Here is a 14,462-nt window from a genome sequence, read left to right on the forward strand (position 1 = left end):
TGACTAACAATACTGCATTCTCTTGACAATTTCTTTCGTCAAATACTAAAATGGACATGAGTCTGTAAGAAAAGGACAACCCTTTTTCCTTCCAAAAAAGCGGTTTCGGTTTCTACAGATTTATACCATTCTTAATTATGGGTTCACTGGAGACGGTGAATAGTACATGTATTCATGTACATGTGAAATGAAAATCGGCGGGGGATCGCCGTGAGTATTCGTTATTCCCAAACATATGTAAGGTATGAAAACAGAAAAGTTGACCCAAGGAGTGCCTTGGAGGAACCAACGAGGAGGTGAACAGTATGGGAGAAATCGCTATCACGATCGTTCTCGTTGTGGCCGCGCTCGTTATTGGGTTCGGAGTCGGATATTTTATTCGCAAATCTCTTGCAGAGGCTAAAATCTCTAGTGCGGAACAAGCTGCCGTACAAATCGTGGAGAACGCGAAGAAAGAGGCAGAGGCACTGAAGAAAGAAACGGTGCTGGAAGCGAAAGATGAGATTCATCGCATTCGCGCCGAAGCTGAAAAAGACACTCGTGAACGTCGGAACGAAATTCAACGACAAGAGAGACGATTGTTGCAAAAAGAAGAGTCGCTGGATAAAAAATTGGAATCACTCGAACGTAAAGAAGAGCAAGTGGCAAACAAAGAGAAACGGATTGACGAAACACAGCAGCAGATCGAAATGATCTACAAAAACCAGGTGACGGAGCTTGAACGTATCTCCAATCTCACCATGGAAGACGCACGCAGTATCATACTGTCCAACGTAGAACAGGAAGTCCGTCATGAGACGGCTCAAATGATCAAGGACATTGAACAGCAAGCGAAGGAAGAAGCGGACAAAAAGTCCCGCGAGATCATTACACTCGCCATCCAGCGCTGTGCGGCTGACCATGTAGCAGAGACAACGGTATCCGTTGTAACACTGCCTAATGAAGAAATGAAAGGCCGGATTATCGGTCGTGAAGGACGTAACATCCGTGCGCTTGAAACCCTTACGGGGATTGACCTCATTATCGATGATACGCCAGAAGCTGTTATTCTGTCGGGCTTTGACCCGATTCGCCGTGAAATTGCCCGCACTGCACTGGAGAAACTGGTAGCAGACGGACGGATTCACCCGGCTCGTATCGAAGAGATGGTGGAGAAATCCCGTAAAGAAGTAGATGAGCGCATCCGTGAATACGGTGAACAAGCTACCTTTGAAGTGGGCGTGCATGGTCTGCACCCGGATCTCATCAAGATTCTGGGCCGCCTGAAGTTCCGTACAAGTTATGGTCAGAACGTCCTGAAACATTCGATGGAAGTCGCTTATTTGGCAGGACTGATGGCTGGAGAACTTGGAGAAGACGTAACTTTGGCTAGACGTGCAGGTTTATTGCATGACATCGGTAAAGCGCTGGATCACGAAGTGGAAGGATCACACGTCGAGATTGGCGTGGAGCTGGCGAAGAAATACAAGGAACACCCAGTGGTTATCAACAGTATCGCTTCCCACCACGGGGACTGCGAAGCAACTTCAGTTATTGCTATGCTGGTTGGTGCAGCTGATGCGCTGTCCGCAGCACGTCCAGGTGCACGCCGCGAAACGCTGGAGACGTATATCAAGCGACTGGAGAAGCTGGAAGAAATCTCGGAATCTTTCGAAGGCGTTGAGAAATCATACGCCATTCAGGCTGGACGCGAAGTTCGTGTCATGGTACAGCCTGAGAAGATCGATGACGCTGAAGCCTTCCGCCTCGCGCGTGACATCACGAAGATGATCGAGAATGAACTCGATTATCCAGGTCATATCAAAGTCACCGTCATTCGGGAGACCCGGGCGGTTGAATACGCAAAATAGAGTCTTTAGGAAAAGTGGCCGCTTACTGGGCCACTTTTCCTGTTGATAAGCGATGTAGGAATTGAGGAGGCAGCAATCAATGAAAGTTTTATTTATAGGTGATATTGTAGGCAACGTGGGACGTAAAGCACTCAAAGAAAATTTGCCATACCTGAAATCGAAGTATAAACCACATGTCATTATTGTAAATGGTGAAAATGCTGCAGCAGGACGCGGCATTACAGGTGCGATCGCTAATGAATTTTTTAACTGGGGCGTCCATGGTATTACGCTGGGCAACCATACATGGGACAATAAGGATATTTTTGATTTTATAGATGATGAACCACGTATGATCAGACCGGCCAATTTTCCGCCAGGCACACCTGGGCGTGGTTATACCGTGGTTAAAGGCGAAGGCAAGGAACTTGCCATCGTAAATCTGCAAGGCAGAACATTTTTGCCTGCCATTGATTGTCCTTTTCGTGCAGCCGATGAAATTGTGGATGAGCTTCGCAATGACTATAAATGCATTTTGGTGGATATGCATGCGGAAGCGACGTCCGAGAAGATTGCCATGGGTTGGCATCTGGATGGGCGCGCATCATTCGTTGTAGGTACTCATACGCATGTGCAAAGCAACGATGAACGTATTCTGCCTGGAGGTACTGCCTATTTGACCGATGCGGGCATGGTGGGCCCACGTGACGGTATCCTGGGGATGGAGCGTGAAGCGGTGTTGCGCAAATTTTATACCCAGCTTCCGGTTCGTTTTGTCGTAGACGAGGGCAAATGGCATTTCCATGGCGTGATCGTGGACATTGACGAAGCAACTGGAGCAGCGACGCGCATTGAAAAAATTCGTTTAATGGAAGACGAGTGGCGCATGGAATAGGGGGATGGTCCCATTTTGACGAGAATCCCTGCTAAAAAGAAGGAATTTTTTTGCCTCCCGCGAATAACATCTAGTAAAGTGGAAACAAACTTTCAACATTCCCAGGGAGGTACTTACCATGGATGTATTAAAAGTTTCAGCAAAGTCCAATCCTAACTCTGTAGCCGGCGCTCTTGCAGGAGTTCTACGTGAACGTGGAAATGCTGAACTGCAGGCAATTGGAGCGGGAGCACTGAACCAAGCCATTAAAGCGGTAGCGATTGCCCGGGGATTTGTAGCACCAAGCGGAGTTGACCTGATTTGTATTCCAGCTTTTACAGACATTGTGATTGACGGTGAGGACCGAACGGCCATTAAGCTGATTGTGGAGCCCAGATAATACATGAATTACGTTATGCATGAGCCTGTTTACGAATGAAGTAGACAGGTTTTTTTGCGTTATTTTTGAAGGGTTTTTGTAGAATAGATGGGTCATTTAACTGTAACAGGAGGGTCAGAGATGTCGATAAGAGACTGGTCTGTAGCTGATTTTCATTGTGATGCACTGAGTAAACTTTTGATGAAGCCCGAGCTTTCTTTTGAGGATGCTCTCGAACTGGACGTCAATCTGAGACGTATGCATGAAGGTGGAATTGCTCTACAGGCGTTCGCGGTCTATCTTCCGGAAGTGCTGGGCCGAGGAAAGTTTGAACATGTGATGGGGCAGCTGGAACTTTACCGCAAAAAGGTAGAGCATAGCGTAGAGCGCTCCAGCGGGGTCAAGACACTGCTCTGGCGTGAACAGGCAGCACAGTTACAAAAGGAGACGAAAACCTCTCCATGGGGGCTCATCACGCTCGAGGGCGTGGACGGGCTGGAAGCAAATCTGTTTTATCTGGAACTGTGTTTTCAGATGGGGGTACGCGTTATAGGTCTTACTTGGAATCATGCAAACTGGGCTGCGGACGGCATTATGGAAAAGCGCGGGGCGGGTTTGACTGAGAAAGGCAAGGAACTTTTGTCTCTCTGCAATCAGATCGGCATGCTGCTGGATGTATCCCATCTGTCCGAAAAAGGGTTCTGGGAACTAGCCGACCTGAGCGAGAGGCCTTTTATTGCTTCACATTCCAACAGCTACAGCATTTGTCCTCATGTGCGCAACCTGCGTGATGACCAGATTCAGGCGATTGTTGCCAGGGATGGTCGTATTGGTTTGACCTTTGTGCCCTGGTTTGTCAAAGAAGAGGATCAAGTGCGAATAGAGGATCTGCTACCACATATTGAGCAAATTTGTTCGCTTGGCGGAGCTCATCATCTGATGATGGGATCTGATTTTGACGGGATAGCGACGAAAGTTCAAGGTCTGGAACATGCCGGATGTTACCCTAACCTCACAGAGATTTTGCTAAAACACTACGATGAGGCTTTGGTGCAAGGCTGGTTATGGGGGAATGCGATACGTTATCTGGGGGAACACTTGCCAAAGGGGAAGCTGGGAGAAACGATTAAACACAATACATGAGTGTAGACCAAAAGTAAAAAAACAAGGCTGGAAGAAAGATGTAACCAAGATCACCTTTTTCAAGATAAGTACCGTGAAATGCTTAACAATGAACTAAAATAAGTGTATTTCATGAATTTTCAATAGTTTGTTTTCATTTCACGGTAAAAAGGAGTATAATACCACTTGGATTGTTAAGAGCCTGTCTACAGGCCATAGATAAACAAGGAGTGAATTTACGATGAGTAAAACAGTACCTGTGGGCGTATCAGCCCGTCACATTCATGTATCCCAAGAGCACGTTGACATTTTGTTCGGCAAAGGTTATGAACTGACTGAATTTAAACCTCTGTCCCAGCCCGGACAATATGCTGCGAACGAAACTGTAGCGGTCATTGGTTCCAAAGGACAGTTTGATAAAGTACGTATCCTGGGACCGGTTCGTCCTGAAACACAACTGGAGATCTCTATGACGGATTCTTTTGCCATCGGGGTAAAAGCACCTGTTCGTGAATCCGGAAGCATTGAAGGCACACCAGGCATTACCATTAAAGGTCCAGCTGGTGAAGTAACGATTGACAAAGGTGTCATTGTTGCGGCTCGTCACATTCACTTCCACACGTCCGATGCAGCCAATTGGGGCATTGAAGACAAACAAATGTTGAAAGTCCGTCTGGGTGGAGAGCGTGGTCTGGTATTGGAAAATGTACTGGCTCGTGTATCCGATTCTTTTGCACTGGACATGCACATTGATACAGATGAAGCCAATGCAGCAGGTGCCCGCAATGGGGATACCGCTGAAATCATCGATTAAATCCTAACAGATCTTCCGGCGTAGCTTTTGCTATACGGAGGCTGTATGTAAAGTATCAAACACCTGGGTACACTGGCATAGTCAGTCCATTTGGACTGAATGTCAGGGTGCTCAGGTTTTTTTGTACTCAGGGCAGATTTGAGGGACAGAAGCGATTCGGAAGGGATGCGTTTGCTTGTGGAACTATAGCCCAATTCATGTTATAATTTGCTGTAATGCTCTTTTGAAGCATGAGGAATGACATATAAGTATTCAGTGATGAAATGAACGCTTTTTTATGAATAGAGGCTGTAAGGAGTGACCGAAGGAAATGGCTAAAGACTCAAAAAAGGATTACTCCCAATATTTTGATTTCTCCGATGCCAAAGTAATTTCGCAAGATGAATTCAGCAAAAAAATTAGAATTCGCGGCCGCGAGATTAATATTAAAGCGGAACCGAATCATCGTCAGGAGAAACAAAGGGGCAAGGAAGATATTCAGGTTCTATATGAGACGGCTGTTCCCGATGAACTAAAAGCGATAGGGAAAGGCAAGCATTATATCGTATATACCTATGGATGTCAGATGAACGAGCATGACTCCGAGACCATTAAAGGTCTGCTGGAGAGCATGGGTTATGAAGCAACAGAAGATCGTAAAACGGCAGATATTATTTTGCTTAACACGTGTGCGATCCGTGAAAATGCGGAAGACAAGGTATTTGGCGAACTGGGTCATTTGAAAACGCTGAAGCTGGAAAATCCGGGTTTATTGCTTGGTGTATGCGGATGTATGTCTCAAGAAGAGGGTGTCGTTAACCGGATTATGCAGAAGCATGGTTTTGTCGACATGATCTTTGGTACCCACAATGTACACCGTCTGCCACATCTGATTCAGGAAGCGCTCTTCAGTAAAGAGATGGTTGTTGAGGTATGGTCCAAGGAAGGCGATATTATTGAGAACCTGCCGAAGAAACGGGAAGGCATGCGCGGCTGGGTAAACATTATGTATGGCTGCGACAAGTTCTGTACATATTGCATCGTACCGTTTACCCGAGGTAAGGAACGCAGTCGTCGTCCAGAGGACGTCATTGCGGAAGTAAGGGATCTGGCTAGGCAGGGATTCAAGGAAATTACATTACTTGGTCAGAATGTGAATGCGTACGGCAAGGACTTTACAGATCTGAAGTATAGCTTTGGTGACCTGATGGATGATATTCGAAAAGTAGATATACCACGTGTACGTTTTACAACAAGCCATCCACGCGACTTCGATGATCATCTGATCGAGGTGCTGGCCAAAGGCGGCAATCTGGTGGAGCACATTCACCTGCCGGTACAATCGGGCAGCACAGAAGTGCTCAAACGTATGAGTCGCAAGTATACGCGGGAACACTATCTGAATCTGGCGGCGAAGATCAAAGCGGCCATTCCAGACGTGGTTTTGACAACCGATTTCATCGTGGGATTCCCTGGCGAGACGGATGAGCAGTTCGAAGATACACTTTCACTCGTTCGTGAAGTCGGTTATGATTTTGCTTATACGTACATTTACTCTCCGCGTGAAGGTACGCCTGCAGCGGTGATGGAAGATAACGTACCGATGGAAGTGAAAAAAGAACGCCTGAAACGCCTGAATGAAACGGTCAACGAGTACAGTCATCGCAGCAATGAGCAGCAACGGGGCAAGATTGTTGAAGTGCTTGTGGAGGGTGAGAGTAAGCGAAACTCAACCGTTCTGGCTGGACGTACACGTAGCAACAAGCTGGTGCATTTTGAAGGGTCTAAGGAACTGATCGGTACGTTTGTACAAGTGGAAATTACCGATCCGATGACGTTTTATATTCGCGGGAACTTGCTTACCGAACCCGTGGCCGCGAATCAGTAATATCTAATTACACACCTAACAAGATGAGATTTCAGGTTTCAATACCAACATCTTTTAATTAAGATGAATATTCTTTTGTACTTAGGTCAGGGGTGCGGCGAGACGTAGCGGAGGGGACGGAATCGATTCTGAAGAAGCGAAGCGCTCGCCTTTATCTCCGGAACTTTCCCTTTGAGAAAGGAATCAAAAAAATCCGGAGATAACAGCGATCGAAAGAACGATCCGAACCCGAAGCGGCCTCCAGAGCACTCCCCTTTGACCTTAGTGCAATCTCAATATCTCATCTTAAATCATCTCATACGAATGGAGCGATCACAGTGGCGCAGGAAGAAGTGCAGTACAACCATTACGGAATGCCAACCTACGATACGCGCAATCTGATCATACGCGACGACATTATGGGAAAGGCCAAAGAATTGGCAGATATGCTCGGCACGAGCGAAGAAGTGAAACTGTTTCAACAGGCAGAAGCCAAGATTCGAGATCATGAGCGCATTCAGCAATTGATCACAACGATTAAGAAGAAACAGAAGGAAATCGTTGCTTTTGAAAGTTTTAATAACAGCGCAATGGTTAGCAAAATCGAACAGGAAATTGATGATTTACAAAATGAACTGGACAGCATTCCGCTAGTGACGGAGTTCCAGCAGAGTCAAATTGACATCAATTATCTGCTTCAACTGGTCATCTCTGTTATTCGGGATACAGTATCCGATAAAGTCAATGTTGAAGCTGGAACGGATTCACCTCCGACCAACTGCGGTTAAATAAACGAAAGGGTGCGGACGCAGTCCGCGCCTTTTTTGACATCATCATGGAGACACAACGAATGGAGCAGTAATCGCCTGCACACATGGGAAACGTTTAAAGGCCCTACTCCACGATGTGGGGTTATTTGATTTGGATACGTTAAATAAGTGTGCAAGCATACATTAATATGAGTGAAGATTAGATATTTCAATAAGGATAAACGACATCCAGAGTGGCTTAAACAACATGTGGCATAGAAGGAGAAATGAAACATGAGTATTTTGGACAAAATGGTGGAAGACGGCGATGGCCGATTCTGGGGATTTCTTGGATGCCGTTATATCCAGGGCAGCAAACAAGAAGTTCAAATTGCGCTGACAGCGGGGGAGCACCATACCAACTCGATGGGTATTATTCATGGCGGGGTACTCACTTCTTTGATGGATCAGGCGATGGGTATGGTGGCGACAGCCGCGATGGAAGTCGATGGTTGTGTCACAACCAACCTGAATGTGCATTTTCTTGCGCCAATGAGGCAAGGTGAATTAATGGTTACATCTACTGTGCTGCATCAGGCGGGACGTAGTATCACAACCCAGTCTGAGGTTCGCGATGCAGCGGGAACGTTGGGATGTATGGCTACAGCCACATTCCGCGTGGCGAAATCAAGAGCATGAAGATGAAGACCAGAATCGAAGGTTGACAAAAAACATTATTATGTCATAATGAGATTATCAAAACGAAAATAGTCGGTGGTGCCCATGAGCGAAAATAACAAACACGTCAACAATGAACCAGCGAACGAAGAATTGGAAGCACAACAGTATAGTTCCAAGAAATATCGTACTCCAGACGGGGTTCCTGCAGATATCGTTATGTTCACCCTGACGAAGCGGGAACGCAAGACAGTTACGAAAACCCTCCCGATTCGGGAGTTAAAGGTCATGTTAATCAAACGCAAAGGTTGGCCATTTGCAGGAAGATGGGCTTTGCCTGGCGGATTTTGCCAAGAGAATGAGTCCATTTACGGCGCTGCGAAGCGCGAATTGATGGAGGAAACCGGAGTAGACGGTGGGCATCTGGAGTATCTGAACGTTTACAGTCAACCCGGACGTGACCCGAGGGGATGGATTATCTCTCACGCTTTCTTCGCGCTAGTGGAGGAGTGGATGTTGGAACACCGGCAAGCAGCGGATGATGCTGAGGATGTAGGCTTGTTTACGATCCAGGAAGCATTGCAAGAGTTGGAACTGGCCTTCGATCACAGAACGATCATTGAAGATGCGTACAGACGAATTCAGCAACAGATGCTGGAGACAACCATCGCCAGACAGTTTTTGCCGCGTGATTTCACCTTAAGTGAATTATACCAAGTCATCCAGAGTGTTGTTCCGGATTTCGAAGAGCCCAATTTTATTCGTAAAATAACATCTACACGCAGCCGTAAAGGGATTGTCGAGGAAGTGCGTGATGATGAAGGCAATCTGGTTAGCTCTAACCAGTATTCACAACGTCCGGCACAGCTGTATCGATTCACGGAACTGGTGCCGCGTCTGTCAATCTATACGTAAACGTCAATTCAGTTTACCCAAAGCTGGTATGTATGAGTGTTGTTTGGGTGTAAGCCATTTGGTGAGCGAGGAGTGTGGACGATGAAAGCATTGATTGTTATCGATTTTACACGGGATTTTGTTACAGGGGCTTTGCCTGTAGGTCAGCCAGCTGTGGAGATTCAAGAGACGGTAGCGGCGATTACCGAGGCATATCTTAATAACAAAGATCAAGTGATCATGGCGGTAGATCTGCATGAAGAAAATGATCCTTACCATCCGGAAACGGCACTTTTTCCACCTCATAACATTCGTGATACTGAAGGAAGACAGCTATACGGTCGCCTGGCTGAAGTGATGGAAAAACGTAAGAGCGAGATTCGGTGGATGGATAAAACCAGATACAGTGCGTTTTGCGGAACAGACCTGGAACTGAAGCTACGTGAACGAGGCATAACGGATATTGCATTGATTGGAGTATGCACAGATATATGTGTATTGCATACCGCTGTGGACGCCTATAACAAAGGATTCCATATTACGATCTATGAGGATGCGGTAGCAAGCTTTAACCCCGCAGGCCATGATTGGGCGCTTGGACATTTTCGTTCCAGCATGGGAGCTCAGGTGCTTAAGGCAAGTGAAACGATTTTGGCCTGATTCGTCACGAAGTATTGCGGTGAATCAGCTTTAAGCCCGTTGTTCAGGTATGGTTCTGAGAAACGAGCGGAAGTCAGAGAGGATGAGACAAATGCAGACAACAAGCCTGGCTTTACATACGGATAAATATCAGATCAACATGATGTATGCGCACTGGGTGAATGGTACACACAAAAGGAAGGCGGTATTTGAAGCCTACTTCCGTAAGCTTCCGTTTGGCAACGGTTATGCCGTATTTGCTGGATTGGAGCGCATTGTGAATTATATCAGCCAGCTGCGCTTCACGATGGAAGACATCAAGTTTTTATCCAAACAACCAGAGAACTATGATCCGGTCTTTCTGGAGGAATTGCTTCAGTTCTCTTTCCAGGGAACAATTCATTCCATGAAGGAGGGTGCAATTGTTTTTCCTGACGAACCGCTAATTCGGGTTGAAGGCTGTATTCTCGAAACACAGCTGGTGGAAACGGCAATCCTTAACTTTATGAATTATCAAACGCTAATCGCAACGAAGGCTTCCCGTATTAAACAGGTGGCGCAGCAGGATACACTGCTTGAGTTCGGAACACGCCGTGCACAAGAAGCAGATGCTGCAATCTGGGGGGCACGTGCTTCGTATGTTGCCGGTTTTCATGCCACATCTAATATGTTGGCTGGTGAACAGTTCGGTATTCCTACAGCAGGTACACACGCGCATTCTTGGGTGCAGAGCTTCATGAGTGAGCAGGAGGCGTTTGATGCCTACGCAAGAGTGCTGCCAGATCAGGTGACGCTGCTCGTGGATACGTTTGACACACTGAATAGTGGTGTTCCGCATGCGATCAAAACAGCCAAGTGGCTGGAGAGTCAGGGCAAAAAAATGAATGCCATTCGTCTCGACAGCGGCGACCTTGCCTATCTTTCCATTCAGGCCCGTCAGATGTTGGATGAAGCTGGATTGCATTATGTGAAAATTGTAGCTTCGAATGATCTCGACGAAAATACGATCTTTAACTTGAAGGCTCAAGGCGCAAGGATCGACACATGGGGTGTCGGTACGCAGTTAATCACGGCATCGGATCAGCCTTCACTGGGCGGCGTATACAAATTGGTAGAGCGTGAAGTGAACGGAGAAATGCTGCCAACGCTTAAAATATCGGCTAATCCCGAGAAAGTATCCACACCGGGTAAAAAAGAAGTCTTCCGGATCATTGATCCGAAGCATGGCAAGGCGATTGCGGATTACATCTGCTATCCGGATGAGGAGCAGCCGCTTCAGGGAGGGCCGCTCAAGCTGTTCAACCCGCTTCATCCTTATCTGAAAAAGACGGTGACTGGCTACGAAGCAGTGAATATGTTGGAGCCGATTTTTGTGAATGGACGTAAGGTGTATGATCTGCCTACCCTGGATGAAATACGTGCGTATCATAAAGAACAGCTGAATCTGTTCTGGCCCGAGTACCAGCGGAAGCTGAATCCGGAAATTTACCGCGTGAACATCAGCCCGGCGGCATGGAATATGAAACAGAAGCTTATTGCTGAGCATGTAAAAACAACGGAAGAGTAACATGTGTAACTTGGTCTAGAGAATAGAGGAGGCATAACCGGTAGAGAATACTGGCTTATGCCTTTTTTTGATAGAACGAAACCATTCGATTCATATTTGCTATAAGATGTGTGCAGCTTCATAGAAGTTGGCTGGAGGAAGATGTACACTTATTTGATAAGCCAAGCAATAGATAGATTATTTCTCGGGAAAGCGCAGGAATCGCCAAATCCCGTCATGTTCTTAATCCGCTCGGACAGAGGTAGAAGATGATCTAGGGCGTGTCTTGAAACCTACTGAAGTGCATCTTTTACCGCCTTTTCACCCACTTCTGCGTCAGTTTCCCTTGACGTGCCCCGGCACGTCTGCAGAAAACTTCCTTGCTTGGAACGAAAATTCAGCAAAATCTGCTTTCTTCAGCGTTTTCAGACACGCCCTAAACTTTCCCCGGAGAAGACTTGTTTCAATTTCCTGCGAGCAGGGGATGAAAGGTAGAGGAGGGGTGCGTATATGAGATATCTGCTTGGATTGATATGGGTTGCGTTTATAGCTTACGCGGTATTTATGGCGCCGGGAAATTCCCCTGGGAATGATCCTATATTTAAAGAATTGCTTACATTACAAAGCAAGGAGCCATGGCTACTTTCGGTTTTTACGTGGCTGGGTATATTCCCGGCAGTATATGCCTGCATTTTACTACGGAGATCAGTGAAAGTACGTGAGGATCGGGGCGTGCCTGCATGGCCGTTCGTCTTGTTTTCGTTTGCGCTGGGGGCGTTTGCTTTATTGCCCTATTTTGCGTGGAGTTCCCCTTTTCGAAAAAAAGCAACATATGATCCATTGCCGTCTGCCGAACGTCCACGTCCAAGAAATGGTATTTCACGATTGGCTTCGCATAAGCTGACTCATCTGGTCTTGCTAATCTTAACACTAGGAACAGCCTGTTATGCAGTGATGCAGGGAAATCCGGAACAGTTTGCAGAAGCATTCCATCAATCCTCGTTTGTACATATCATGACAATTGATTTTGGTGTGCTGACGTTACTGTCCACTTACGCCCTTTCCCGGGATGCCCGAACGAATGGACGAACAACAAACTGGGCTTGGGCAGGACTGCTGCCGCTGGTGGGACCATTATTATATCTGCTGACGGAACGAAAATAAGGAGATGATACCGATGAAAGAACAGTTTCAAGCTTATGTGATACGTAAGGATGCTTCAACGGGAGTAACCGCCAGTATAGAAGAATTGAAAAAGGAAGACCTTCCGAATGGTGACGTGACGGTACGAGTACACTATTCCAGTGTGAATTATAAAGATGGGCTGGCGTCAAAAGAGAACGGTGGCGTTGTTCGGAATTATCCGATGGTGCCTGGTATTGATCTAGCCGGGATAGTAGAGGAGTCCGTAAGCGGTCGCTTCGCACCCGGAGATCGGGTGATCAGTACGGGATTTGAACCCGGTGTTTCTCATTACGGAGGATACAGCGAGTATGCTCGTTTGCAAAGTGAGTGGTTGGTACCTTTGCCGCAAGGACTAAGTGAAAAAGAAGCGATGGCGATTGGTACAGCCGGATTCACGGCGGCGCTTTCGGTGGACGCATTATTACACGCTGGAGTGGCCCCGGACATGGGCAAAGTTCTGGTTACGGGTGCCACTGGAGGTGTTGGCAGCATGGCGATCACCATCCTTGCCAAACTTGGCTTTGAAGTGACAGCAAGTACCGGGAAAAAGCAGCAAGAAGAGGCATTGCTCCGCAGCTTGGGAGCCGCCGAAGTGATTTCTCGCGAAGAAGCAGACGCTCCGATCAAGGGAGCCATGGGTAAACAGCAATGGGCAGGAATTGTGGATCCTACAGCAGGGCCAGCATTGGCCGAGCGGTTGAAGCAGGTACAGTATGGCGGAGCGGTCGCAGTTTCCGGGTTAACTGGGGGCAACGGTTTTGAATCGTCGGTATATCCTTTTATTTTGCGTGGTATCCAGCTGATTGGTATTGATTCGGTGTATTGTCCCATGGAACGTCGAGAACGCATCTGGAACAAGCTGGGCGGTGAATGGAAACCGGAGCGTGCACTTACGCTGGGAATTCAGGAAAATACACTGGAGCAGCTGCCACACACGTTAGAGAATATATTGCAGGGTGGTGCAGTCGGGCGCACCGTTGTACGTATTCTGTCTGAATAATATTTGGGATAAAATGTTTATCTCTTAGACATGCTAATTCTACCTGAGAGAGTCGCCATGCGGTGGCTCGTGGAAAGGAAGGATAGGCATGTCGTTGAACGAGAAGAGATGGAACCCTATGGACCGAAAAGTCATGCGAGTTTTGCTGGTAAGTGGCGTTTTATTGCTGAGTATGGTGTCTTTGGCGGCTTGTACGTCTTCATCGATTGAACAGGAAAGAAAAGTCTACACACGCGAAGCAACAACGGAAGGCAATTTCAGAGCCAAGCAGCAGGGTCATGGATTAAACGGTACGTTAGCGAAGAAACTAACAGACGGTTTTACTGCTAAACACATGAAGCTGATGAATAATATGTTCGAGGATGATGGGGATGGCGGCATGTCTTATATGTACTTATTGAATGGTAGCGCAAGGCATATCGTCAAAGTACACATCTATCGTGATGCGAACATCCGGGCCGCACGAATGGAAGAAATGTATGGTGAGCGTAGAGAGAATGCAGTTCTGGAGAATGTAATGGGCAGAACGACCATTCGCAGTAAAGGACATGTATCATTGGTCTATACGGCTTCTGGTGGAGAGAAGGATGAATATGAGCAGGATGTGATGCAGGTATTCCAGGAAGTGCTTCATCAAATAAGAGAGTATTGACATCCTGTTCCATGACATGAATTTAAACTGGTTTAAGCCAAGCCAAGCCAAGCCAAGCCAAGCCAAGCCAAGCCAAGCCAAGCCAAGCCAAGCCAAGCCAACTCAAGTCAAGTCGAGCTAAGTTAAGTTAAGCTAAGTTAAGTCCAATCTCAACTCTTTATGTGAGCAAAATAAAGGTAAAACATAAACCCGTCTGATCATTAAAATGTACCCTATAAGATGGACACTTTGAAAAAAGCCCATCTTATAGGGTAT

Annotated in this window: 14 protein-coding genes; all 14 read left to right on the forward strand. The window is 46.8% G+C overall.

What is annotated here, in order from left to right:
- Positions 1-305 precede the first annotated feature (305 nt).
- The 14 genes from rny (at position 306) to ACUTVW_RS06215 (ending at position 14,207) form a co-directional block, all read left to right on the forward strand.
- Positions 306-1,850 carry a ribonuclease Y gene (rny, locus tag ACUTVW_RS06150; RefSeq protein WP_434751629.1) on the forward strand — a complete coding sequence of 515 codons (1,545 nt, stop codon included), beginning with the start codon at positions 306-308 and terminating at the stop codon, positions 1,848-1,850.
- A gap of 79 nt (positions 1,851-1,929) precedes the next feature.
- On the forward strand, positions 1,930-2,724 hold the full coding sequence (locus ACUTVW_RS06155; RefSeq protein ID WP_445644924.1) for a TIGR00282 family metallophosphoesterase: 795 nt from the start codon (positions 1,930-1,932) through the stop codon (positions 2,722-2,724).
- 118 nt (positions 2,725-2,842) lie between these two features.
- Positions 2,843-3,103: a stage V sporulation protein S gene (locus tag ACUTVW_RS06160; RefSeq protein WP_007430104.1), complete on the forward strand. Its 261-nt coding sequence runs from the start codon at positions 2,843-2,845 to the stop codon at positions 3,101-3,103.
- A 120-nt stretch (positions 3,104-3,223) separates the two neighbouring features.
- Positions 3,224-4,225 (forward strand): dipeptidase, encoded by a 1,002-nt coding sequence (locus tag ACUTVW_RS06165; RefSeq protein ID WP_445644925.1) that lies wholly within the window; start codon positions 3,224-3,226, stop codon positions 4,223-4,225.
- Between the two features lie 220 nt (positions 4,226-4,445).
- On the forward strand, positions 4,446-5,018 hold the full coding sequence (pduL, locus tag ACUTVW_RS06170) for a phosphate propanoyltransferase (RefSeq protein ID WP_445644926.1): 573 nt from the start codon (positions 4,446-4,448) through the stop codon (positions 5,016-5,018).
- Between the two features lie 310 nt (positions 5,019-5,328).
- Positions 5,329-6,885, forward strand: coding sequence for a tRNA (N6-isopentenyl adenosine(37)-C2)-methylthiotransferase MiaB (gene miaB / locus ACUTVW_RS06175; RefSeq protein ID WP_445644927.1), 1,557 nt, complete (start codon positions 5,329-5,331; stop codon positions 6,883-6,885).
- A 353-nt stretch (positions 6,886-7,238) separates the two neighbouring features.
- Entirely contained in the window at positions 7,239-7,652 is a 414-nt protein-coding gene (locus ACUTVW_RS06180) for a RicAFT regulatory complex protein RicA family protein (RefSeq protein ID WP_445644993.1), read from the forward strand.
- A gap of 255 nt (positions 7,653-7,907) precedes the next feature.
- Complete coding sequence (locus ACUTVW_RS06185) at positions 7,908-8,312, forward strand: PaaI family thioesterase (RefSeq protein WP_445644928.1); 405 nt, start codon at positions 7,908-7,910, stop codon at positions 8,310-8,312.
- An 84-nt stretch (positions 8,313-8,396) separates the two neighbouring features.
- Positions 8,397-9,206 (forward strand): NUDIX hydrolase, encoded by an 810-nt coding sequence (locus ACUTVW_RS06190; RefSeq protein WP_445644929.1) that lies wholly within the window; start codon positions 8,397-8,399, stop codon positions 9,204-9,206.
- Positions 9,207-9,287: 81 nt separating this feature from the next.
- Positions 9,288-9,845, forward strand: coding sequence for a cysteine hydrolase family protein (locus ACUTVW_RS06195; RefSeq protein ID WP_445644930.1), 558 nt, complete (start codon positions 9,288-9,290; stop codon positions 9,843-9,845).
- A 91-nt stretch (positions 9,846-9,936) separates the two neighbouring features.
- On the forward strand, positions 9,937-11,391 hold the full coding sequence (locus tag ACUTVW_RS06200) for a nicotinate phosphoribosyltransferase (RefSeq protein WP_445644931.1): 1,455 nt from the start codon (positions 9,937-9,939) through the stop codon (positions 11,389-11,391).
- A 489-nt stretch (positions 11,392-11,880) separates the two neighbouring features.
- A complete protein-coding gene (locus tag ACUTVW_RS06205; RefSeq protein ID WP_445644932.1) occupies positions 11,881-12,534 on the forward strand; it encodes a hypothetical protein in 654 nt (217 codons plus the stop codon).
- Between the two features lie 13 nt (positions 12,535-12,547).
- Complete coding sequence (locus ACUTVW_RS06210) at positions 12,548-13,555, forward strand: acrylyl-CoA reductase family protein (protein WP_445644933.1); 1,008 nt, start codon at positions 12,548-12,550, stop codon at positions 13,553-13,555.
- Between the two features lie 118 nt (positions 13,556-13,673).
- Positions 13,674-14,207: a hypothetical protein gene (locus tag ACUTVW_RS06215; RefSeq protein WP_445644934.1), complete on the forward strand. Its 534-nt coding sequence runs from the start codon at positions 13,674-13,676 to the stop codon at positions 14,205-14,207.
- Positions 14,208-14,462 lie beyond the last annotated feature (255 nt).

The organism is Paenibacillus sp. TSA_86.1, from assembly GCF_052691815.1.